Raw genomic sequence first — 23,061 nt, 5'->3', positions numbered from 1 at the left:
TTCGCTCAATCGGTTCGGAAGAAATCGAAAATATGCTGCCACGTGTCCGGATTGAAAACGGCGAACGGGTTGCGGTGCCCGAGCCCGCCGTAACCGAGCATTGCTCCGACAACCAGAGCAATGCAGCAAAGTGAAATCAAAGCAATCAAGCGCTGCCAAATTGGGAAACGGCGCTTTTTATAAGCGAAAAACGGATTATACAGCGGCTTTTGTTCTTCAGTCGGACGTTTCTTCTCCGTTTTGCGTTCTGCTTTTTGTGCAGCCTTGCGCTGATGCCGGGCAGCTTTTCTCGTTTCCGGTGGATTGGTTTTATTTTTATTATGTAGCTTTTCGTTTGGTTCCATGCTTTATTCCTCGCTTAGCGCAGCAGACCGTTGACCAATCCGGCCATCTGGTCGCCGATGGTCACGGATCGCGCGTTCAGCTGGTAGTTGTGCTGCAAATTAATGAGATCGGCCATTTCTTTGGTCAGATCAACATTGGAATTTTCCAAGCTGCCTTGGGTGACACTGCCTGCGGTTGGTTGAACAACTTGGTTGAGGCCAATGCCAAGCGTTGCCAAATTCGGCAGGGCGTATTGGTTATTGCCGCTGCTCTCGAGAAGCTGCGGGCGGTTAATCGTTACGATGCCTAGTTGGCCGGCATTAACGGTTGTGCCGTTGTTCAAGGTGACATTGATTTGTCCGGCTTGATTGATCCGAATGTCCCGATAATGGGCTGGGATCGTCATGGGCCGACCGCCTGCGTCAAGCACAGCCGCGCCGTTTTTCGTCAGAAGCCGCAGCTGGTTCGCATTGCCTGGATCGGGCTGAGTGTTAAAGGCGCCGTCACGTGTGTAGGCGGTTGCGCCGCCTCCGTCAACGGTAAAGAATTGGTGCGCATCCGTTAATGCAAGGTCAAGCGGATTGCCGGTTTCTTTAATCGCTCCTGCGGACAAATCCAGCGATATGTCGCCGACCTTAACGCCGGAACCGCTGCGAATGCCGTTCGGCGTCAGTCGATTTGCCATATCGGTTTGGTCCTGATCGGCCGGATTCAAATTGTCGATTTGCTGAAAAAGAAGATCGACAAATTTGGCATCACGGCTTTTGTATCCGTTTGTTCCGACATTCGCGATATTATTGGCCACGGTATCCAGTTGCTGCTGGATCTGTCCCAGCGAGACCCCTGAAGCCATCATTTGCTGCTGCACGCGACTCACCCGCCTTTATCGATTAGTTCACGCGGCCGATTTGATTGACCGCTTTATCCAGTGTACCGTCAATGATTTGCAGCACTTTCTGGTTTGCTTCAAAGGATCGGTAGGCTTCCATCATGTCTGTTACGGTCTGATCGGCCTGTACATTCGACCCTTCAACGAATCCTTGATTCACATTATAGTTGATCTGAACGTTCGCTGCGGCTTGCGGCAAGTTGCCGTTCGTGCTGCGGAACAGCCCGGCGCCTTCCTTGACCAGCTGATTGGTATCGGCCGCATAGCTGACGCCAATTTGTCCGTAGTTGTTGCCGCCGGCTTGAATCGTTCCGTCGGCTGCAACTTGAAAATCATCGGACGGTAGCTGGATCGGTTGTCCGGCGGAACTGAGCACTTGATTTCCGGAGCTGTCGGTCAGATAACCTTCCGGGCTCAAGGTAAAGTGCCCGTTACGCGTGTAGCGCAGATCGCCGCCGGTTGTGCGCACATTGAACAGCAGGGCACCTTCCTGCGCGCCGGTCTGCGGATTGACGGGCAGGCTTGATGTGATCAGTGCCACATCGGTCGCTTTTCCGGTTTCCGTCACCGTTCCTTGTGTAAAGTCCGGGTTCATCTCGTCCTGATAGACGCCGGTTGCCAGCGAACCCACTTCACGGTTGGTTTCATTGTCCCCGCCGAGCCGCTCGATCAACTGCTCCGGAAAGGTCCTCAAGCTGCTTCGATCACTTTTATAGCCCGGGGTGTCAAGATTGTTCAAGTTGTTCGATAATGTTTGCTGCCGTCTTTGCTGCGCAATCATTCCAGCTGCTGAAGTGTAGATGCCTCGAATCACGATCATTCACCTGCCCCGTTTTAGTTTTCGAATCCGACTTTTCGTAGCCCGGTGCAGCGGGTGCCGTACCTTTTTCGATGGGCTTGTCCGCATCTTGGGCTACACGAAAGCGCAGAGCAGTTAATTTGCTTTGCGCTTCGGCAGTTTATCCAGATGTTCCAGCATTTTGCCGGCGCCTTCAACGACGCAGGTCATCGGATTGTCTGCGACAACAACCGGTACTTTCAATTGGCTTGCAAGCAATTGGTCGATTCCGTGCAGCTGCGCACCGCCGCCGGTCATGATCACGCCGCGGTCAATGATGTCTGCGGAGAGTTCCGGCGGTGTTTGTTCGAGTACGGCTTTTGCCGAACTAACGATCACATTTACCGAATCCGACAGGGCTGCTTCAATTTCGTTGGAGTGCACCGTCAGTGTTTTCGGCAGCCCTGTGACCATATCGCGTCCGCGGATGTCCATGCTTTCATCACGCGAATTCTTGTAAACCGTGCCGACGGTAATCTTGATTTGTTCGGCCGTGCGTTCACCAATCAACAATTTGTACTTCTTTTTAATGAAGCTTAAAATTTCGCGATCGAAGGTATCGCCTGCCAATTTGATCGACTGAGAGGTGACAATGTTGCCCATTGAAAGTACGGCAATGTCGGTTGTCCCGCCGCCAATGTCAATGACCATGTTGCCGCTTGGCTGAAAAATATCCATGCCGGCGCCAACTGCGGCTACCTTAGGTTCTTCTTCCAAATAAACTTGCTTTCCACCGCTTCGTTCTGCTGCCTGGCGAATCGCCTTTTGTTCCACCGATGTAATATGTGTCGGCGTACAGATTAGGATTCTTGGCTTTTTTAAGAAGCCTTTTACATTTATTTTATCAATGAAGTGCGTGAGCATGAGTTCGGTTACTTCAAAGTCTGCAATAACTCCATCACGTAGCGGCCGTGTGGCGATGATATTTCCCGGTGTACGACCAACCATCCGTCTTGCTTCCTCACCGACTGCGAGCACTTGCTTTGTGTCTGTATCCATTGCGATAACTGAAGGTTCATTCAGTACGACGCCCTGTCCTTTTACGTAGATCAGTACATTGGCTGTTCCGAGATCAATTCCGATATCTCTTGAAAACACGCTAAATCCTCCCTGTCGCATAAATATTCGCCGTTCTGCCGGAATATTTATCAATCATTATTCCATTTTATCATAAATTCAAACAAAACAGGGAGTATGTCGAAAAATAAACGAATGCGTCGATTATGTTCGCGCGCTTCTGATGGCCTCAGTGCTGAACCGCTTTTTCTTCCGTATCTCTTTGATACTTCAGACGCGTCGCTTCCCCTCCTCGAAGATGGCGGATTGACTTGTGATAGTCGAGTACATTTTTGACTGCGTTGGCAAGTTCCGGATTAATACTGGGCAGCCGCTCCGTTAGGTCTTTGTGAACGGTACTTTTCGAAACGCCAAATTCCTTGGCGATGACTCGAACCGTCTTCTTTGTCTCCACGATATGCTTTCCAATCTTGATCGTACGCTCTTTGATGTAATCGTGCACACCACTCGCCTCCTGTATTTATGAAGATGCGAAATGAGACATTCTTTGGAGAAACGGAACTCAAGTAACGTATCATACTCGTTCCAAGCCCGCCGCGCTCACCTCGAAACCCCGTATGTGAGTTTGTAACATCTTATTAAACGACCTACGGTTATATGCCAAAAAGTCAATGGGGACAAGGGTTCGCAGGGAAAACTAAGCGGAGTGCATCGCAGGGAACACACGCACAAGCGCGTTCTTTTTCTAATGAGGGAAAATCTCAAATAAGAAGAGAAAAAATCAGCTGAATCGAAATGTATTGCCGAGAACGATGAATGAGCCTGCGGTAGTTTGTGAAAAAGCAACTGAGTCTGCGGTGGTTCGTGAAAAGGCAAATGAGTCTGCGGCAGTTCATGAAAACGATTAATGAGTCTGCGGTAGTTTGTGAAAAAGCAACTGAGTCTGCGGTGGTTCGTGAAAACGGTATCAAATATGGTGAGCGCGTCCCAAGTTCTACTTTGAGGCGCGCTGATTTGATTCGGGCATTTTTATTTTAGGTGAACCATGGAGGATGGGGGAATTTTCTTGAGGAAAATTCCATCTGACTTTGAATTTTTGACCAGATGGGTTTCACTTATGGTTATTATTTTCGACGTCGCCCGGCAAACTTCCTGCTGATCCAGTAGAGCAGATGAAATTCGATCAGCATCGCGAGCTCTGCCCAGATTAGATACCACGGCCACGGTCCGAATAAGTTCAGCGCGGACAGTTTCGGTTTGTGCATTAGGTACATGTAATTCGCGTTAAGCAGCCGATTGACAATGAACATGAGCACGGCGTACGCATTCAACCAGGCGGCAGCAAGCCAGAGCGCTCGGTAAGTCGGACGGATGCCGGCGACTGCGATCAGGTAGGTGCAGCCAAGGACGGTCGCGCCGTGTGTGGCGAAAAACTGAATGTAGCGCAGATCCGGGAAGGATGCGTTCAAGTCCGGCGTGAGCAATGCTTGAAGTGCGCTCGAGATGCCGACAAAATACAGGATCGCGGCGAGCGGGCGTTTTCGGGTCAGCAGCGTGATTGCGGTGAGCAATGCCGACAGATCGCTGACTTCGAGCGGCAGTGAATTGCGCAGCGTCCATTTCCCGACAAGCGCGGTGCCGATCTGGTAGCCGGTCTCGCCAATGATTAAGATGGCGGCGAGCCAAAAACGAAGTTTGCTGCGCGCAAAAGAGGTCTGTCTGAATAGAATCAGACCGACCTCAAGTAGGAGAATGATGTATAAAGTGCTGAGATGTTCCATCGAAAATGCAGTCATTTAAGTCACCTCGTTGAAGTTAAAGATGAACTTAGTATGCGCAAGTGTTGATCGATTAAACGATTGGATTTCCAATTGTAATGACGCGCGTGAAAATCGGAACAACGACCTCCGAACTCGTAACGCATCCGCTCAAACCATTAACGATGTGCCTAAAAACCGGCGTGCGTCTCAATCAAGCATCACCGTGCGGCTGCTGTTCGCCGGGCGCGATTGATCGTCTCAGGAAAAAGGCGAGCACGAGCGAGACAATCCCGATCATCAGGGCGACAAAGAAAGCGCGGCTCATGCCGGCAACCATCGCATGCAGCAGTTCGGCCGGTGCTTTCGGGTCGGCGGCGGTTGCAAGATAGGCCTTCTGTCCGGCGGCCATGATGCCGACGAACAGCGCGGTGCCGATCCCGCCTGCGACTTGTTGCAGCGTGTTCATGATCGCTGTGCCGTGTGGGTACATCGGTTTCGGTAGCTGGTTCAGGCCGGTCGTTGAAACGGGCATCATCACCATCGACATGCCGATCAAGAGCGCAGCGTACAAAATAATGACATAGAGCATGCTTTCAGAAACGGTCAATCGCGTCATGAGCAAGACGACGACGCACATGATCAGCAGCCCGGGAATGACGAGCCGGCGCGGACCGAATTTATCGAACAGTTTGCCCATCACCGGCGACAGCAACCCGTTGATCAGCCCGCCGGGAAGCAGAACCAATCCTGCGGCGAACGAGGACAGAAGTAACGCCCGCTGCAAATAGAGCGGCAGCAGAATCATCGTTGCGAACAACGTCATCATCACCATAATCATGATCAGTGTTGACAGTGTATACATCGGGTATTTGAAGGCGCGAAAATCAAGAATTGGATTGTTGATTGCGAGCTGGCGCCAGACAAACAGAACGATGCTGACAAATCCGATCGCCACGACTGTGATCCCGAGCGCACCGCCTTCAGCGCCGGTTCCAGCACCGAAGACAATCCCGCCAAAACCAAGCGTAGACAAAATCACCGACAGAATGTCTACCTTAGGCTTAGTCACTTCCGAAACGTTCGTCAGATAACGCGCCGCGAACAGAATCGAGAACAGCGCCAGCGGCAGCACGAGGTAAAACAGCCAGCGCCAGGACAGTGACCCGATGATCAAGCCTGAGACGGTCGGTCCGAGTGCCGGGGCAAACATGATGACCAGTCCAATCAATCCCATGGCACCGCCACGCTTTTCCGGCGGATAGATAAACAGAATCGTGTTCATCATGACCGGTAAAATAAGTCCGGATCCGGCGGCTTGAATCATGCGGCCGACGAGCAGCAGTGAAAACGTCGGGGCAAAGCCGCAGATCGCGGTGCCGAACAGGAACAAGGTCATCGCCCCGAGAAACATCTGGCGCGTGGTGAACCAGCCGGTCAAGAGTGCAGTCACCGGCATCAGGATGCCAATCACGAGTAGATAAGCCGTGGTCAGCCATTGAACGGTGGTTTCGTTTACGTGAAAGTAGGTAATCAAATCGGAAAGTGCGATGTTCAGCAGCGTTTCATTTAAAATTGCGACAAACGCGCCGATAATGAGCGCCACAGTAATCGGGCCGCGTTTGATTTCTTGTGTGGTCATTAAAAAACTCCCTGTCTGGTTCATTTTTTTCAGTCAGAAAAAGAGTCCGACGAAATTCTTGATTCCGTCAGGCTCTTCACGCATGCAGCAGGTCCGATCGTTTAGAAATTGAAGTTGTCCGGATCGGCACCGAAACGCTTGTCTTCATTTAATGCATCGATCTGTTCAATGTCTTCCGGAGAAAGTTCAAAATCGAAAATGTCGGCATTGCTGATGATATGTGCCTCTTTCGTTGAGCGTGGAATTGTGATGATCTCGCTGTCAACATCCCAGCGCAGCATGACTTGTGCAGCGGTTTTACCGTACTTCTTGCCGATCTCGCTTAGGAGCGGATGATTGATCAGTCCGCCGCTGCCGAGCGGCGAGTAGGCTTCAACCGCAATTCCTTCTTTGTAGCAGTAGTTGCGCAGCGGAACTTGGGAAAGCAGCGGGTGCAGTTCGATCTGATTCACGGCCGGTTTGATTTCGGCGCCTTCCATCAGATCTTTAAGATGATGAATGTGGAAGTTGCAAACGCCGATCGCACGCACGCGGCCGTCTTTGTACAACTTTTCCATCGCCCGCCATGTTTCCTTGTACTTGCCGGCGGTCGGCCAGTGGATCAGGTACAGGTCAACCGTCTCGATCCCGAGCTTTTTCGTGCTGGTCTCGAATGCTTTCAGCGTCGCGTCGTAGCCTTGGTCGGCATTCCATACCTTGGTGGTGATAAATACATCCTCGCGCTTGACACCCGATTGGCGCAGCGCCTCGCCGACACCCGCCTCGTTGCGGTAGATGGCCGCTGTATCGATCATCGTGTAGCCCGCATTCAGTGCAGAGCGAACCGAGTGAATGACTTCTTCACCATCCTTGACTTTCCAGACGCCAAGTCCGAAACCCGGCATCTCCAAGCCATTATTCAATTGAACCGTATCCTTCAATGAATGAATCAAAATGTCCGACCCCCTTTTGTTCTACCATTTTCTCACATCTTTCCAGCTAAGAAAAGAAATTTACTCACGCAAGTATTGACGAAAAAAACAGTTTGTAAAAGAGGAACGAGGGGAGTCTGCCCGGCCCGCGAATGCGGTCACTGAAAAAGTCATCGATTCTTGCAATGCAGCAAATGAAAGGGGGAAGACATCTGTATTCAGGTGATGTTCTGCTCTTTTTTCATACCATCCTAATTATTTCAGCGCATTCGTTTGAAGTCTTACAAAACCGCAGACTCAGCCTCATTTGCCCAAAACAGAAAAAAGGCACCCGAAGGCACCTTTGTTTACTTTTCTATGCGATTGATTTAACGCTGCGCCGACCAGTACCATGAGCTGTCTTGTTCTTGGTCGTCACCGGTGGTTTTGCCGGTACGGTCCGAAAGTTGTTCAGTCAGATCCATGAACCAGTCGCGGTCCGATGTGATCAGTGCGAGATCGGTCATGCTGCGCAGTTCCTGACCGCCAAGCGGCGACACCGGGAACGGTTTGATTAGGTAGCTGAGTGTTTCGATGACTTTACCCACCGTTGATTCGCGGTCACACGCAACAACATTAATTTTGACGGTGCCGTCTTCGTGGTTGTAGTCGACGACAAAACCGTGCATGAGTTCGCCATTGACCGTTCTGCCTTTGACCCATTCGCCTTTTTTCCAAATCGTTTCATGTTGCATTAACCTTCACCACCGATCCTGTTTTAGTTTATGTGTTATGCATGTCTTCTGAGATTGGTGCAACAGAGTCAGTCGTTCGCTTCATCAGTGAGGCGATCGACCATTGTTCCAGATATTCTTCGAGTCCGCGTTCGGCTCCGGTAAAGGCAAAGTCTACCGCTGAGCGAATGCGATCGAATTCCGGATCGTCCTCGCAACCTGCCGAGCACCAGCTGAGCTTCAGCGCCTCGCAGGCTATAGATTGATAGATTCGTGCCAGTGTGCATGTGCCGGGATCACAGCAGATCCGATAGCCGCCGCCCAGACCTTCCTTCGTTTCGACAAAGCCGCTCTTACGCAGAACACTCATGATCTTGCGAATTCGGGCCGGATGCGTGTGCGCTTTCCGTGACAGTGACTCACTATTCCAGACTTGCTCGGGATTTCTTGCGAGTACAATCAGACAATGAACCGCAATGGTAAACTGACTATTCATCTTTGATTCCCCTTTTCGGAGATTAGTGTAATTATAATAGATACAGTTTATAAAATCAATTCATTTTCTTGCAGAAACGGTCGATTCCAGTATTTTACTCACGAAATTCAGCGATTATCGGCACCAAAAAATATGTCATAAGCCCTGCCCTGTTTCGCCTCGAATATCTTTTTTTGCACGGGTAAGAAAGTATAGAAAATAAAAGATTTAAGGAAACGAGTGTAAGTGGTTCGGTAGAACGCCGCGTCCTGCGGCTCACCGAACACTAGGCCGTCCATGGCCGTCGCGGGCGGCGACTTTGCCTTCGCCAGAGGCTTGGCAAAGCCAAGTTTTCTAAAAACATCACTTAAACGCTCATGCTTGTGCCATGTGCTCGCGGATCATCCGTCATACTATTTTTCTAGGAGTCTGCTATGAATTTGCTTATCCCTCCGCTTGAGCCAAATAGGCAATCTCGCAAGTTGTATGTACCCGTTTCGATAAAATTCTGGATCAGCCATGGTTTTGCTTTTGCCTGGCTGCTCTTTTCTATTTATATATCGCTGCCGTGGCTGCTTGATTTCTCCGCGGTGGTTTCCTTTCCGCTTGCCTTGATTCTGATCAGTGCCATTGCCTATATCCCGGGCTATTTGAATGCCTTCTTGATTATTAGTCTGTTCTTTGACCGGCAGCCGCGCTGGAAACAGGCACATCCGTCGGTTCCGGTGACCCTGTTGATCGCCGCCTACAACGAAGAGGCGTCGATTGAGCAGACCCTTCGCTATGTGTCCCGGCAAGATTATCGGGCGCATCTGCATGTGATTGTGATCGACAATCATTCGCATGACGATACGGAGGGCGCGGTTACTCGTGCAGCCAAAGTGCTGGATTTGGACGTTACGTTGCTCCATGAGAAACGTCCGGGCAAATTTCACGCGTTGAACAAGGGGCTGCAACATGTCGCCACCCCTTTTGTGATTACACTCGATGCCGACACGCTGCTTCATCCTTCGGCGGTGCGTGCGCTTGTTGCGCGTATGGTCAGCAGTCCAGATGATGTAGGTGCGGTTGCCGGATCGATGCTGGTGCGCAATAGCCGCGCTTCGCTTTGCACGCGCATGCAGGAATGGGATTATTTCCTCGGCATTGCTTCGGTCAAACGGCTGCAAGGGCTTTATCAAGGTACGCTGGTTGCCCAAGGCGCGTTCAGTCTCTATAAAACCGAATGCGTCCAAGCGGTTGGCGGCTGGCCGAATGCGATTGGCGAGGACATTGTCCTGACCTGGCGGCTGCTTCATAAAAAATGGCGCGTCTATTTTGAACCGCTGGCTGTCGCTTTCACCGATGCACCGGAAACGCTGGCCCATTTTGCCAAACAGCGTTCACGCTGGGCGCGCGGTATGATTGAAGGTCTGACGGAAATTAAGCCGTGGCAGCATCCCCTCGTCTATACGAAATATCTAACCGGAATTAATCTGATGATGCCGTACTTGGACATCGTTTACACTGTGTGCTGGATTCCTGGGCTGATTTTGGCATTCTTCGGCATTTACTGGATCGTTGGCCTGACCACGCTGCTCGTTTTGCCGCTGACCATTCTAAGTTTCGGATCACTCTACCTCTATCAAAAGAATCGTGTTTTTAAAAGACTCGGCTTGAGGGTGCGCCGCAATCGGCTTGGCTTGGTGCTGTTTCTGCTCTGCTACCAGCTGATCATGTCACCGGTTTCTGTCTGGGGATACGCGCAGGCGCTGTTTCGTTTAAAGCGCGTCTGGGACTAGTTTTTCAAAAACATGCATGGCCTCCTGTTCATTCGTGATGGGGTGATAATCGGTTTTGTTAAGCGGGCTCTTTTCATAACCGGTGCGTAAGTTGGAACGGGTCAGCTTCGGATACCAGGCGCCATAGCGATGGTCGATCAGATGATTCCAGCAGTAGTTAAACAGCCATTGATAATTATCCAGGTATGCGCGCTGCTGTACCGGATCGGCTGCTGCCAGCCGTGCCGATGCGCCGAGCCCTTCTGCCATAACCCAATAATATTTATAGGTGTCAAGCGGTTGGCCATCCGGCGTAATTGAAAAAATCAAGCCGCCGTAGCGGTCGTCTTTGGCACGTTGCCATGCTTGATGATAGAGCGCTTTTGCCCGAGCGAGCAGCCAGGATTCGCGCGTATACGCGTAAATTTTTGTGAGCAGCTTGCTCCATTCAATCGAGTGGCCAAGCACATACCCGTAGAGGCGGAACTCATTACCTGCATACTCGGCGCGGCGCACCCAGTCCGGTCGCCAGTTCTGATCGTACTGTTCCCAGATCAAACCACCCGTTTGCTGCGCGAGCGTGATCGTCACGGTGCGTGCAAGTGTGCGCGCGGTTTCGAGATAAGCACGGTCGCCAATCGCTTCGTAGGCGGCGATCATCGCTTCGCAAAGGTGCATATTCGGATTCTGTCCCCGGTACGGATCCGTCCAGTGCCAATTGCGGCTCTTTTTCGCCACACAGAGTTGCTGCGCGTCGTCCCACAAATGGGCAGTGATCGTTTGCGCCAACTCCTTGATTTGCGGTCCTGCCTCGGCAACACCCGCTTTGGTCGCCGTTGCCAAAGCGAGCAGAACAAACGCCTGCCCATAGGTATCTTTTCCATCGTCGCTGACTTGGCGTTCCTCCGCCTGCCAATAGTAACCGCCATTGATTCGGTCACGCATAACTTCATCGAGAAAGCGCAATCCATGTTTTGCGATCGTCTTCCAATGCGCCGGACCGCCAAGCATCGTGCCGACGCTGAATAGGTAGATGAAGCGCGCCGTACCGACCAGCGATTTCGTCGTCCGGTCGCAAACGGTCCCATCATCTAGATAGCAATGAAAAAAGCCGCCGTTTTTCTGATCGACACACTGCGGATCGTAAAAATCAATCGTCTCAAAAATCTGCCTCCGCAGCCAGCGCGGATCAAAAAACGGCTGCATCTGATCAAATAAATCCGGCATCAGCGAACGCCCCCACTGCCTACTTTTTTATCAGCGTATGCTGCGGAGGCGCTCTGCATTCGTGCGCCGCTCGCCGGCGCACTCCTATTTAATGAAGCAAATCATCGCGTTCAATGAGATGCACAACAATCGAATGGAATTGTGCAAGAATGAAAGCAGATTTTCGAGGTTAAAGGAAGCTCACGAAAGTTAAAGCGAATCCCGCAAAAGTTAAAGCGCAACGCTCAATAATTAAAGCAAAAAACCTCCTTCTGCACTTCAGAGTGTGCTAAAAGGAGGTTTTGGGGTTATTTTTAGTGTGATACGTTTGGTTTTTTTACGAAAAAGGTTAAGATCAGTGCAACGCCGCATAAGAGTGTAGCCATGGTGAATGCGATATCGATGCCGTGAATTAGTCCGTTGACGCCGAATTTTTTCGGATCGAGCGCGGTTGAGGCCATGACGGTGAACAGGATCGCGGTACCAATCGAACCGGCGACCTGGCGCATCGTGTTGTTCATCGCCGTGCCGTGCGGAATCAAATGGTGCGGCAGCTGATTGAGGCCGGCCGTGGTGGTCGGCATCAGTACCATCGAAAGTCCCATCATGCGCACGGCATTGACGATTGCCAAATAGGCAAACGACGTCTCAGCATCCACGCGAGCAAGCAGCAGCGTCATCAGCAACAAAATCGATACACCGGTGATCGAGAGTCCGCGCGCGCCGATTCGATCAAAGATGCGTCCGGTGATCGGTGACATGACGCCCATCACGATTGCACCCGGAAGCAGCATCAGCCCCGATTTGAGCGGTGAGAACCCGAGCATCGTCTGCATATAGATTGGCAGCATCGTCGCTCCGGCAATGAACACCGAGAAGCACAGCATACCGATTACCGTTGTCAGCGTAAAAATCGGATAGCGGAAGACGCGGAACTCAAGAATCGGCTGGTCGAGATGAAGCTGTCTGTAGATGAAGACCGCCAGCGCCGCAGCCCCAATCGCCAACGTGGCTAGAACTTCAAGATCGCCCCAGCCGCGACTTCCAGCGATACTCGAGCCATACAGGATACCGCCAAATCCGATCGTTGACAGGACAATCGATAACACATCCAGTTTCGGGTAAGTCAGTTTGGTGACATTCTTCAGGATAAAATAAGCAAGAATGAAATCAAGCAGCGCCACCGGCAGCACGACGTAGAACAAAATCCGCCATGAATAGTGGTTGATCAGCCAGCCGGACAAGGTCGGGCCGATCGCCGGCGCAAACCCGATCACGAGTCCAAAGATCCCCATCACCGATCCACGTTTTTCAATTGGAAAAATGATAAACATAACCGTCATCATCAGCGGCATCATGATGCCGGCGCCCATCGCTTGGACAATGCGCCCGATAATTAATAGGAGAAAGTTGTCCCCAAGCAGACAGATCAGCGTACCAAGAGTAAATGATCCCATTGCGAACAAAAACAATTTTCGCGTGGTAAACCTTCCCTCAAGAAAGGCTGTAATGGGAATCATAATCCCGTTGACAAGCAAAAATACTGTCTGAAGCCACTGTACACTAACCGATGTAAGATTCAGGTCATGCATGATACTCGGCAGCGCTGTGACTAGCAGCGTCTGGTTCAATATTGTGACAAACCCGCCTGAAAGCAAAATGAGCACAATTGGGATCACGTTGAGATTTTCATGCGTTTGAATCTTTTTTTCTTCTAATGTTTCCATTCCACCACTTCTTTCTCAAACCTTCATGAATAACCTTGCTGATGCTTGGCGTTCGATCATCAGCATCGGGCAACTCTACTATAATATCATGAATCAAACCGACAAGGTAGAAATATGATACAATCCCAACATTCCACGTCGCGCATCTTCGCGCTTGATGCTTGGCCAAGACATGGGTCTATGGGTTTGAAGACGGGGCAAAATCATAAGCTTTCTTCCTTAATGGAAAAAAGGCCCGGCACGATCGCCGAACCCCTATTCCAATTTACTCAATTAATATGCAGCAAGCCGCTGTTGACCGTAGCATCAAACGTGTACGTGCCCGAGCCATGCACGCCTTCGATCGTGTTCTCCCCTTTGCCCTTCTCCTTCAGCGCAAGCGTGCATTGAATCAAGCCGCTGTTTGCGTTGCCTTTCAGGCGGAAGCTGGCGTCGCGTGGCAAATGGATCCTTGCGCGTCCGGAGCGTACGGTTGTTTTGACCGATCCGGTAAGCTTTGCGACATCCATTGTCAGGTTTCCGGAGTTTACTTGTGCGTTAAATCCACCGCGATAGCCGGTTGCCTTGAGGTTCCCCGACCGCACAACCAGATCGGCCGATGCAGTCTTCCAGTGATTTAAACGGGCATTTCCGGAATGCACGGTAATCGTGCTTTTCTCTGCAGTCACATTTTTAGCCGTCATCGATCCTGAGGCGACATCTGCTGTCAGTGCGGTATAGGTTGTTTCGGGTTCAGCGGTGAAATCCAGTTTTGCGGAACCAATGGCAAAGTCAAGCGCTCGCTCGTAGTCGCGCGGGATGCTGACGGTCAGGCGCGTACGGTTCCACCAGTTAAAAAAAGTGAACGGCCGACGTGTTTTCACCTGAACCGTGTTTCCGGAACGTACCACGTTCACGCTTCCGCTTCCCTTCAACTCCGCGTGCACCTGGTCGTCATCGCTCAATTTGACCTCGGTGTGCATGCTGCCAACTTCAAGCTTGATCTGATCGACCTGCTTCGTGACCGGGGCTGATGCTTGCTGCTTGCTGAACGGCAGCAACGGACTCGGCTTAAAAATAATGAAATAGGCAAGCGCAACAATGACCAGTACAATCGCAAATCGTTTCATCGAAAAACTCCTTTTTCATGTATTCGATCGGCCGATTTGCCTCAAGTCAGCGAAACCGGCCGTTTGTTTTTACCTGCTCCTCTAGTGTAAAAGAACGCCGGAGGTTCCGAAACCCTCCGACGCTCTATTCTGCACTAAGCCTTTCGTTTTAGCCGCTTAAGCTTCCGCTTCGTCCTGCCAGCCCTTGCAGACGTCAACCCACGCCTTGCCGTTTCCAAATTGATACAAATCGTCAATCGTTAGCTCGATTGCTGAGTTGCTGCTGCCGCATGCCGGGAAAACAGTCTCAAATCGTTTCAGAGATTCATCCAGATAAACCGGCCAGTCATGCTTCAAGGCAAACGGGCAAACACCGCCCACCGCGTGACCAACCCGTTCAAGCGTCTCTTCCGGCGAAAGCATATGTGCCTTGAATCCAAACTCATGGCGGAATTTCTTGTTGTCAATCTTGGCATCGCCAGCCATGACGACAACTATGGCCCCTTGCTTGTTTTCGCCTCGAAACGCGAGCGTTTTCGCAATTCGTTCCGGTGCAACATGCAGATGTTCCGCAGCCAGCTGCACCGTCGCGCTGGAAAGTTCGAGCTCAATGACATCCTTTTCACGACCGACCGACCTGAAATAATCCTTCACTGCTTCTACCGACATACGCGCGCCTCCGCTTCAGGTTATATTAACGTTAAGTTTAGCAAAAAGTTACCATCTGTCAAATCGCGCCAGAATCGTCTTTACTTTGCAGGATGAGGCATTTTATAATGAGTAAAAGGATTGCCGCATCCATCATTTTGCGGCTTGGAAACCGTTTAGAAGGGGTTGCATATGGGAGAGGTTTTAACAGGAAAAGCGATTTGCAGCCAATACAGTGATCTGCAAAACGACGCGTTTGGCACGGACGACCACCAATTTGTGCTTACGACAATCGCAAAGGAAGCGCTGTACGACGTCCCTTGCACGTTCAGCAATAATGGTAAAAACTTGATCACGTACAAAGAATGGGCCAATGATCCGGAAAACTACGACGATTATCACACCGATAACGTCAAACAAATGGTTGACCACCTGCACGAAGGCGGCAAGCTTCCGCCGATGATCGTAGGCAAAGATCTCAGTTTGTACGACGGCCAGCATCGGCTCACTGCCTACAGCCTGCTGCCGGAAATTAAAGAAGTCACTGTTTATAAGGAAGTCTAATCGACAACGAGCGCCACGGCGCTCGTTTTTTTCTAAAACATCGATGCACTTCGCGGCATGATCATCGCTTCAACGCGTCGGTCCATGCCGCAAATGGATATTGCCAATCGTTTCCCGAAAGCGGAGTTTCAGCAGCTTTTTCTTGATCCATCTGCTTGATCAAGCGTCGCCACAACGTTTGCCGCTGACGGTCTGTGAAGCGCTTTCTGCAGGCCACGCGGTGCGTTTGAGATTGATCGCGGCAACGATTAAAAACAGGATCATCGCGCCCACCGTCATCCATGGATGGTCAAGACTGAAGGATAAGCTTATGAGGCCGACCCAAAACAAAAAAGCGATCGCCATCTCGATGTATAAGCGATGCCGCTTCTTCCCATGCAGATGCCTCCAGTGAAGCTTCTTTGCATGCTGCCGCTCGCTGGCATCAAGATGCAAGCCGCTCAGCATAGACCAAAAATACAGCGAACTCAAAACTATAACTAGTAAAGACATCGCTACTCCCCCTTGTTTAATCGTTTATCAAACAACGAAAGAGATGGCGCCGCGCATGGGCCATCTCTTTCTGTTAAGCTTTCTTTTTTTATCTGCACGCAGGATGCCATGGGAATTGCGGGCACCACCATGGGCGCGGCGGACGCGGCGGCTGCGTGGGTCTTGGAAATGGAACGCCCGGCGGAGGCGTCGGGCCGACATACGTGAGTCCGGACATATCGGAAAAATGTTCCTGGTGCTGAACCCAGCGTCGCTGCCAGGGTAAGTAAACGTTCATGCTCACCATGCCCGTGTTCTGATTGATCCCCAAGAGCTGAATGAGCATCATCTGATTGTAACTTGCTAGACGCGTGCGGTAAAAATGGCCGCGACGGCCGCGGTTCAACTCTTGTTGAATCGCATTCGGCGGAATGAAAAACGGCTGCGGCTGTTCACGCTCATCAACATAAATATCGTCATAATCGTTTACATAACGGTACGGTTCAAATTCGTACGATGCATCGCCGTACGGATATGCATCCCCATTTTGGTCCTCATACATTTTCGAAACACCTGCCTATCGTATTTGTTACTACTGTATGCCCAGCGCGCAAATCCGGATGGGCGGGCGCCTAGGCCGCAGGCAGAAAAATGGGGTAATGACTTAGAATATGTTCGAACCCGTTAATCGCCAAATTTGATTTTTACGTCTGAATCAGCTTTTTCACTGCTTTTATCGGCAAGAAAACTGGCTGGAGATTCATTTTGATCGCGGGATTCAACGGTTCAGCATGTTCCGGGTTTGGCCTTGTTCCCCGCACCTTCTTCCCAAATTCGGTCCATCCTTTGAATTCGACCGGCTGCCGTCGCCGGCAAGTGGTGCGGTGGCTCACTTGTTTTGCTGCGGTTTTCGCTTTTTAAGTGAAACGCACGTTGATCGGCGCGCGTAAATCAAACAAGGAGGGTTCCGATGAACGATTATGAGTTGAAGGCTTATGATGAAATCATGGTTTGGAAGCGAAAAATGCGCAAGCCGTCGAACCTGCTGAACCGGATGTCCAAAAAAGTTCAAGCAAAGATTAATGGCTACATTCCTGACAAGGTCATGAATGCGATTACGGTTGCGATTAAAAATATGGTTCAGGCCTGCTTGAATGGTTCACAGTGGATCACGAAAAAAGATCAGGCTGCCGGTCTATCTCTTGAGGAAAAAGATCAATTACTCACACAGAAGTTGTCCAACTACCGGAAAACAGCTGTTGTTGAAGGCGCCGGCACCGGTGCCGGTGGCATTCTGCTTGGGCTCGCTGATTTTCCGCTGCTGCTTTCAATCAAAATGAAATTTCTATTTGACGCGGCGTCGGTTTACGGCTTTGACACGAAAGAATATGCGGAACGCGTCTTTATTTTGCAAGTGTTCAAGCTCGCTTTTTCAAGCGATGAAGTACGGGATGAGACGCTCGCAGTAATTGAACATTGGGAAACGCGCAAACAAGAATTTCTGGACTTAGACTGGGAAGAGTTCCAGCAGGAATACCGCGACTATCTTGATTTTGCCAAAATGCTGCAGCTGATGCCGGGTATTGGTGCGGCGGTTGGCGCTGTGGTTAATTATAATCTGCTTGACCGGCTGGGTGAAACGGCGAAAAATTGCTACCGGCTGCGGCTGCTCAGTGCGCCCCCTAAATGGATCGACTAAGTTCCACCCGCGTCCTTAATTAGCAAAACCCCCAGGCAATTGTGCTCGGTTGCCTGGGGGTTGTTTCGTTTTCATAACACTTTACTTAAAAAGGCTTTGGTTCGTTCTTCTTGCGGCTGTTCGAACAGCTTTTTCGGTTCATTTTCTTCGACAATGTAGCCGCCGTCCATAAAAACGACGCGGTCGCCGACTTCGCGGGCGAAACCCATTTCGTGGGTGACGACAACCATTGTCATGCCGTCTTCAGCAAGCTGTTTCATGACGTCGAGCACTTCGCCGACCATTTCCGGATCAAGCGCCGAAGTAGGCTCGTCAAACAGCATCATTTTCGGTTCCATGGCAAGCGCTCGCGCAATGGCGATGCGCTGCTTCTGCCCGCCGGACAATGAATCCGGATAGGCATCTGCCTTCTCTGCCAGTCCCACTTTGCCGAGTAAGTCCATTGCCTTCATCTTCGCTTTATCTTTGTTCACTTTTTTCACTTTGGTTGGTGCCAGCATAATATTGTCGAGCACGGTCATATGCGGGAACAGGTTGAATTGTTGAAACACCATTCCTACGTCTTCGCGAATCTTGTTAATGTTGGCATTCTTGTCTGAAATGTCGGTGCCTTCAATAAAGACATGCCCTGAGGTTATCGTCTCCAGCTGATTAATACAACGAAGCAGCGTTGATTTTCCAGAACCGGATGGGCCGATGACAACGACGACTTCCTGTTTCTCAACGTCAAGGTTGATGTCCTTCAGTACTTCATTTTCACCAAAGGTTTTCTTTAGTTTTTCTACTTTAATCATCATTTTGTCGCCATCCTTCTTTCTAGGCGATTTACGAGATAACTCATGGTCAGCGTCAGGATTAGATAGATAAAGGAGATCGTCAGATATGGTGTCCAAACAATCGCGTACTGCGCGCCCATCGCTTGTGCCCAATAGGTCAATTCCGGCGCTGCAATGGCTGCGATCAGCGAGCTGTCTTTGATCAAACTGATGAATTCATTGCCCATTGGCGGCAGAACGCGGCGGACGGCTTGCGGCAGGATAACGTAACGCATCGCCTGAAAACGGTCCATGCCGAGCGATCGTGCTGCTTCGGTCTGCCCTTCGTCAATCGATTGAATGCCGGCACGGAACACCTCGGCAATGTAGGCAGCCTCGTTCAGCGACAGAGCAATAACGCCGGCAAGGATTCCATTCGATTGATGGAAGATGAGCGGTACCAGACCGAAGTGAATGATCAGAATCTGCACATACAGCGGCGTGCCGCGAAAAAATGTGATGTAACAGACAAACGGAGCACGAAGCAGCTTGTTACGAATCCTTTTCCCAAAGCAGATGAACAAGCCGAGAATCGTTCCAAAAATAATGCCTCCAAGTGAAAATCCGATCGTGAACAGCGTACCGCTTGCTAAAAAGGGCAAATATTCTCTGATGATATCTAAAGGGTTTACGCCCAACTGAATCCTCCCCTAACCTAAAAGGTTGCTTAACAAAATGTTAAGCAACCTGTGAATGTTACTTGTTATTATGATTCATTAATTGTTTGCTTGCAGCTTGTCCAGATCCGGTTCTTTATCAAACCATTTCTTGTAAATCTTTGTGTAGGTGCCGTCGTCAATAATTTTTTTGATTGCTTTATCAAACGTTGCTTTCAGCTTGCTGTCCTTCGGATACATCATGCCGTAGAACTCGCCGTCAAATGTCTTTTCATCGCCAACGGTTTTCAAGTTCTTGCCCGGGTTATTCTTTACATAATAGTCCATCACGCCATTATCGGCAACCACTGCATCTGCACCATGGTTGAGCATTTCCATAATCGCAAGGTTGACGGTTTTGAATTTTTTAATCTTCGGATTGTTTTTTCCAAGTACTTTTTCTACCGCATATTGACCGGTTGTTCCTTGCTGAACGGCAACCGTTTTGCCCTTCAGATCCTGTGCGGATTTTATTTTGCTTGATTTTGGAACCATGATTTCGTTGATCGAACGGTAATATGGATTCGAGAAGTCATACGTTTTCTCGCGATCCTCTGTTATTGAAATGGCTGAGATACTCATGTCTGCTGTTTTTGATTTCAGCTCGGCAAAGACCGGATCCCAGCCGACATTTTCCAGTTTGTATTTGTAGCCGGCTGCTTTGGCAAGTGCCTTGATCACATCAACATCGAACCCAACCATCTTGCCTTTTTCAAGCGTTTCAAACGGCGGATAGGTTGCATCATTGACGATACGCAAGGTTTTCTTCGCATTCGATGTCTTTTCAGAAGAAGAACCGCTGCTGCCTGAAGAACAGGCTGTGAAGACGAGAATAAATGCGAGTAAAAGTGAGACTATGGATAATTTCTTTATCATTTTTCGAGTTCCCCCTGATGTTAGATCTCTTTACAATTTTTAATAAATTTATTATACGCTTTTCGCAAAATAAATAGCAAGTAAATGTTGAATTTTGAAAAAATTGAAGCGTTCCTGGTGTTTGCTGACAGATTGAGGAAATGTGACTCGCTTCCCCCCCCCTTGTATGCGGTGATCGCAGTGCCAGAAGTCAAATCGTATACCGTCTTTACCTGTGAAAAACCCGGCTAAGCCTAGTCCTTACTTTCACAGGATGTGATGACTTTCGCGTTGCATACAGGACGTATGCGCACTTAGCGAAAGTTCCTTTACAATCAGGAAAGTTCCTTTAAGAAAGTTCCTTTAAATTAGCGAAAGTTCCTTTTGCTGCGCCTTTGATTCATCACTTTGTGCACGGGCACTACAGCTGCTCGCTTGCCGCGGGCGCACCGCGAACCTACTCGGACACGCATTTTTCCTGCGGGGTCTCGTTGGCACGCATCACCAATGCGCGATCCCGCAGGCGCCAGAGCACCTCCGCTTTGATTATCGGTCAAGACACGGGTCTATTGGTTTGAAGTCGGGGCCAAATCTTATGTATTTCTTTACCTAGAAAAAAAAGACCCGAAGAGGGGGCTCTTCGGATCTTGAGCGATCGAAATGAATCAGCCGATCACTTTGACACGTTCATCGATTGGTGCAAAGTCTTTTTCCGCTGCTGGTGCGGCGATGTTGCCGAATGGCATTTGTGCGCGCAGTTTCCAGCTTGCCGGGATGTCGAATTCCTTTTGTACGGCTTCATCAATCAGTGGGTTGTAATGCTGCAGGGAAGCGCCCACACCGAGCTCGGAAAGTGCGGTCCAAACAGAGAACTGCGCGATTCCTGTGCTGTGTTCCGACCAGATCGGGAAATTGTCTGCGTACAGCGCGAATTTTTCCTGTAGGCCTTTGACCACATCCTGATCTTCGTAGAACAGCACCGTGCCGACACCGGCATTGAAGGAGGCTAGTTTTTGCGCGGTTGATTCGAAGGACTGTCCTTCAGGAATAACCTTGCGCAGTGCGGCTTCAGCAAAACCGCCTTCGCCCCAGATCTTTGCGCTTTCATCGCCGAACAGGACAACGGCATGTGCCGATTGAGAGTTAAATGCGGATGGTGCGTATTTTACCGCTTCTTGGATCGCCTTAACGATTTCTTCCTTGCTTGCTTTTACATTTTTATCAAGTGCATAAATACTTCTGCGGTTCTTAATTGCATCAATAAAGGTTTCAGACATTAAAAAACACTCCTTAACTAATTAATTTTTCTTTACTTACATTAGTATAGCTTATGATTAAAAAAAAGCCAGTAATATGCACTCACTTTTTTTCAGGTACTTCATCGGCATACCATTTATTCGCCCAGCGGTGTACTTCGTCTAAGATTGGTTTGATGCCTTTGCCCATTTCCGTTAGCCGGTAGCTCACCTGGACTGGGTATCCGGTATCCACGAGCCGTTCGACAATGCCCATCTCCTCCAGCTCCCTGAGCCTTGCCGACAGCATGCGGTCACTGAGTTCCGGGATTGCCGAGGAGATCGTACTGAAATGAGTTTCCCCAATGAGCAGTACTTCTATAATCAAACCGTTCCACTTTTTCCCTAAAATTTTAAATGCCTTTTCTAATTTGGGACACACTGAGATTTCTCGTTCCATGGTCATCCCTCCTCATCTATTGTCCTATACATACAATAGATCACCTACTAACTTTTATTTATTATAAATGATTTTCGTTATTCTAGCCATGCTGAGGCGCTTTTCCACTCCGATAAACGGCCATGATCGCCGCAATCTGCGTGATTTCCATAAAATTTTTCACAATTTTGCCGCAATCAGTGTGCCAATCGCGATCGATACATACAGAACCATCATCGATACAATCAGCAGCCCGGTTTCAATGGATTCGACGCCCATGGCATAAAGGACAAGCAGAGCCGCGCCGCTGCCAAACAAGACGACGTACAGAACACCAAGAAAATAGCGTTTCAAAATTAATGCCGTGCGTTCATCCGCTTCCGGAATATTCCCCATCTTTTTCTTATGTCGGGCGGCTAAGAAAAATCTTGGCAGAAGCCCGAGCAGCGGTGCACAAATGATTGCTGCTGCAAGGCTAAAATCAATGGTCACATCGGCAATGGTCAGCCCGATAAATCCTCCAATTATTGTGCAAAGCAAGACTATCGCAATCATGAGCTGCTCCCACTGTTTCTTTTTCATTCCTTGTCTCCTTCCAGATAAAACAATTCTTCGATGGGTACGTTAAAATACTTGATTAATTTCAGAGCAAGTTCCAAACTCGGATTGTATTTGTTTTTCTCAATTGCGTTTACCGTTTGGCGCGTGATTTTCAAATCCTGAGCCATTCTTATCTGTGTGATCCCATTCTTCAGGCGAAGTTCACGAATATGATTGACAACACGCATAGGAATTTCCTTTCAGTGAGTAAAGATATCTTTACACCCAATATATCAGTTTCCTCGCCTCATGTAAATATACCTTTACATGACACGTCCATGAACTCCTTTCCGCCATCATGCCCATCCGGACGACTGCTGCACCGCTGAGAGAGATCCAGAATATAGAAACAGGGCCTTTTCTACAGGAATTCACAAGCACCTGCCTCGATTAGGAATCTTTTTTTGGGGCGGTTGATCCGAATCGACTGATCTTTGGTACACTTAAACTATTCTGATCGAAACGGGGCTTTATCTATGGAAAAAACTGCGGTACTGCTCGTCAATTTGGGGACTCCGGAGGCTGCCGATACTCAATCGGTACGTCGCTATCTGGCACAATTCCTCAGTGACCCGCGTGTCATTGATCTACCGCACTGGAAGTGGCTGCCGATTCTGCACGGGATTATTCTGCGTGTGCGGCCGAGACGATCGGCCAAGCTTTACAAATTGATATGGACGGAAGAGGGTTCGCCGCTGATCCTTCATGGAGGCCACTGAAAAAGTCCAACCT

The 23,061-nt window shown here is 49.8% G+C and carries 27 protein-coding genes; 4 read left to right on the top strand and 23 right to left on the bottom strand.

Translation table 11 applies throughout. The features are described from left to right. Positions 1-5: 5 nt before the first annotated feature. From K7399_RS15565 to K7399_RS15520, 10 genes are all read right to left on the bottom strand, one after another. Positions 6-344, bottom strand: coding sequence for a DNA-directed RNA polymerase subunit beta (locus K7399_RS15565; RefSeq protein WP_010027163.1), 339 nt, complete (start codon positions 342-344; stop codon positions 6-8). Between the two features lie 14 nt (positions 345-358). Further along, entirely contained in the window at positions 359-1,192 is an 834-nt protein-coding gene (locus tag K7399_RS15560) for a flagellar hook-basal body protein (protein WP_223362377.1), read from the bottom strand. 22 nt (positions 1,193-1,214) lie between these two features. Continuing rightward, entirely contained in the window at positions 1,215-2,027 is an 813-nt protein-coding gene (locus K7399_RS15555; RefSeq protein WP_223362617.1) for a flagellar hook-basal body protein, read from the bottom strand. 120 nt (positions 2,028-2,147) lie between these two features. Then, positions 2,148-3,149, bottom strand: a complete 1,002-nt coding sequence (gene mreB, locus K7399_RS15550; RefSeq protein ID WP_010027160.1) for a rod shape-determining protein — start codon at positions 3,147-3,149, stop codon at positions 2,148-2,150. A 148-nt stretch (positions 3,150-3,297) separates the two neighbouring features. After that, positions 3,298-3,570: a sporulation transcriptional regulator SpoIIID gene (gene spoIIID, locus K7399_RS15545; protein ID WP_010027158.1), complete on the bottom strand. Its 273-nt coding sequence runs from the start codon at positions 3,568-3,570 to the stop codon at positions 3,298-3,300. Positions 3,571-4,192: 622 nt separating this feature from the next. Further along, positions 4,193-4,864 carry a YwaF family protein gene (locus K7399_RS15540; RefSeq protein WP_223362375.1) on the bottom strand — a complete coding sequence of 224 codons (672 nt, stop codon included), beginning with the start codon at positions 4,862-4,864 and terminating at the stop codon, positions 4,193-4,195. A 175-nt stretch (positions 4,865-5,039) separates the two neighbouring features. Further along, positions 5,040-6,467 carry an MDR family MFS transporter gene (locus K7399_RS15535; protein ID WP_420854106.1) on the bottom strand — a complete coding sequence of 476 codons (1,428 nt, stop codon included), beginning with the start codon at positions 6,465-6,467 and terminating at the stop codon, positions 5,040-5,042. Positions 6,468-6,568: 101 nt separating this feature from the next. Continuing rightward, complete coding sequence (locus K7399_RS15530; RefSeq protein WP_039744399.1) at positions 6,569-7,396, bottom strand: aldo/keto reductase; 828 nt, start codon at positions 7,394-7,396, stop codon at positions 6,569-6,571. 350 nt (positions 7,397-7,746) lie between these two features. Beyond that, a complete protein-coding gene (locus K7399_RS15525) occupies positions 7,747-8,112 on the bottom strand; it encodes a hypothetical protein (RefSeq protein ID WP_010023361.1) in 366 nt (121 codons plus the stop codon). Positions 8,113-8,140: 28 nt separating this feature from the next. Then, positions 8,141-8,587 carry an Rrf2 family transcriptional regulator gene (locus K7399_RS15520; RefSeq protein ID WP_223362373.1) on the bottom strand — a complete coding sequence of 149 codons (447 nt, stop codon included), beginning with the start codon at positions 8,585-8,587 and terminating at the stop codon, positions 8,141-8,143. Between the two features lie 413 nt (positions 8,588-9,000). Between K7399_RS15520 and K7399_RS15515 the strand changes: the two genes are divergently transcribed. Next, positions 9,001-10,347, top strand: coding sequence for a glycosyltransferase family 2 protein (locus K7399_RS15515; protein ID WP_223362372.1), 1,347 nt, complete (start codon positions 9,001-9,003; stop codon positions 10,345-10,347). On the opposite strand, the gene K7399_RS15510 is transcribed toward K7399_RS15515, so the two are convergent. From K7399_RS15510 to K7399_RS15495, 4 genes are all read right to left on the bottom strand, one after another. Next, entirely contained in the window at positions 10,327-11,553 is a 1,227-nt protein-coding gene (locus K7399_RS15510; RefSeq protein WP_223362371.1) for an AGE family epimerase/isomerase, read from the bottom strand. The genes K7399_RS15515 and K7399_RS15510 overlap by 21 nt on opposite strands. A gap of 293 nt (positions 11,554-11,846) precedes the next feature. Continuing rightward, the gene (locus K7399_RS15505; protein ID WP_028977467.1) at positions 11,847-13,259 is read right to left on the bottom strand and encodes a DHA2 family efflux MFS transporter permease subunit; all 1,413 of its coding nucleotides are present in this window, start codon (positions 13,257-13,259) and stop codon (positions 11,847-11,849) included. A 269-nt stretch (positions 13,260-13,528) separates the two neighbouring features. Further along, a complete protein-coding gene (locus K7399_RS15500) occupies positions 13,529-14,368 on the bottom strand; it encodes a DUF4097 family beta strand repeat-containing protein (RefSeq protein ID WP_028977466.1) in 840 nt (279 codons plus the stop codon). A 156-nt stretch (positions 14,369-14,524) separates the two neighbouring features. Further along, entirely contained in the window at positions 14,525-15,016 is a 492-nt protein-coding gene (locus K7399_RS15495) for a YbaK/EbsC family protein (RefSeq protein WP_028977465.1), read from the bottom strand. A gap of 171 nt (positions 15,017-15,187) precedes the next feature. Between K7399_RS15495 and K7399_RS15490 the strand changes: the two genes are divergently transcribed. Next, a complete protein-coding gene (locus K7399_RS15490; RefSeq protein ID WP_010026491.1) occupies positions 15,188-15,559 on the top strand; it encodes a ParB N-terminal domain-containing protein in 372 nt (123 codons plus the stop codon). A gap of 159 nt (positions 15,560-15,718) precedes the next feature. Here the strand turns inward: K7399_RS15490 and K7399_RS15485 are convergent, their stop codons facing one another. Further along, positions 15,719-16,051: a hypothetical protein gene (locus K7399_RS15485; protein ID WP_028977464.1), complete on the bottom strand. Its 333-nt coding sequence runs from the start codon at positions 16,049-16,051 to the stop codon at positions 15,719-15,721. Between the two features lie 88 nt (positions 16,052-16,139). After that, entirely contained in the window at positions 16,140-16,592 is a 453-nt protein-coding gene (locus tag K7399_RS15480) for a hypothetical protein (RefSeq protein WP_028977463.1), read from the bottom strand. 408 nt (positions 16,593-17,000) lie between these two features. Between K7399_RS15480 and K7399_RS15475 the strand changes: the two genes are divergently transcribed. Next, the gene (locus K7399_RS15475) at positions 17,001-17,729 is read left to right on the top strand and encodes an EcsC family protein (protein WP_028977461.1); all 729 of its coding nucleotides are present in this window, start codon (positions 17,001-17,003) and stop codon (positions 17,727-17,729) included. Between the two features lie 71 nt (positions 17,730-17,800). Here the strand turns inward: K7399_RS15475 and K7399_RS15470 are convergent, their stop codons facing one another. The 7 genes from K7399_RS15470 to K7399_RS15440 form a co-directional block, all read right to left on the bottom strand. Continuing rightward, complete coding sequence (locus K7399_RS15470) at positions 17,801-18,523, bottom strand: amino acid ABC transporter ATP-binding protein (protein ID WP_028977460.1); 723 nt, start codon at positions 18,521-18,523, stop codon at positions 17,801-17,803. Continuing rightward, complete coding sequence (locus K7399_RS15465; protein ID WP_028977459.1) at positions 18,523-19,182, bottom strand: amino acid ABC transporter permease; 660 nt, start codon at positions 19,180-19,182, stop codon at positions 18,523-18,525. The genes K7399_RS15470 and K7399_RS15465 overlap by 1 nt, the downstream gene beginning before the upstream one ends. 78 nt (positions 19,183-19,260) lie before the next feature. Further along, positions 19,261-20,076, bottom strand: coding sequence for a basic amino acid ABC transporter substrate-binding protein (locus K7399_RS15460; protein WP_028977458.1), 816 nt, complete (start codon positions 20,074-20,076; stop codon positions 19,261-19,263). 644 nt (positions 20,077-20,720) lie between these two features. Continuing rightward, positions 20,721-21,332, bottom strand: coding sequence for a nitroreductase family protein (locus K7399_RS15455; RefSeq protein ID WP_028977457.1), 612 nt, complete (start codon positions 21,330-21,332; stop codon positions 20,721-20,723). A gap of 82 nt (positions 21,333-21,414) precedes the next feature. Then, positions 21,415-21,750 (bottom strand): winged helix-turn-helix transcriptional regulator, encoded by a 336-nt coding sequence (locus K7399_RS15450; protein WP_028977456.1) that lies wholly within the window; start codon positions 21,748-21,750, stop codon positions 21,415-21,417. A gap of 159 nt (positions 21,751-21,909) precedes the next feature. Further along, positions 21,910-22,311, bottom strand: coding sequence for a hypothetical protein (locus K7399_RS15445; RefSeq protein ID WP_223362370.1), 402 nt, complete (start codon positions 22,309-22,311; stop codon positions 21,910-21,912). Beyond that, complete coding sequence (locus K7399_RS15440) at positions 22,308-22,517, bottom strand: helix-turn-helix transcriptional regulator (RefSeq protein WP_028977454.1); 210 nt, start codon at positions 22,515-22,517, stop codon at positions 22,308-22,310. The genes K7399_RS15445 and K7399_RS15440 overlap by 4 nt, the downstream gene beginning before the upstream one ends. Before the next feature lie 288 nt (positions 22,518-22,805). Between K7399_RS15440 and K7399_RS15435 the strand changes: the two genes are divergently transcribed. Continuing rightward, positions 22,806-23,048, top strand: coding sequence for a ferrochelatase (locus K7399_RS15435; RefSeq protein ID WP_223362369.1), 243 nt, complete (start codon positions 22,806-22,808; stop codon positions 23,046-23,048). Positions 23,049-23,061 lie beyond the last annotated feature (13 nt).

The sequence above is a fragment of the Sporolactobacillus terrae genome (assembly GCF_019930545.1).
In the GTDB taxonomy this organism is placed as follows: Bacteria; Bacillota; Bacilli; order Bacillales; family Sporolactobacillaceae; genus Sporolactobacillus; species Sporolactobacillus terrae.
The sequence above is the reverse complement of the archived record's forward strand: the minus strand, read 5'-3'. Positions and strand labels throughout refer to the sequence as shown.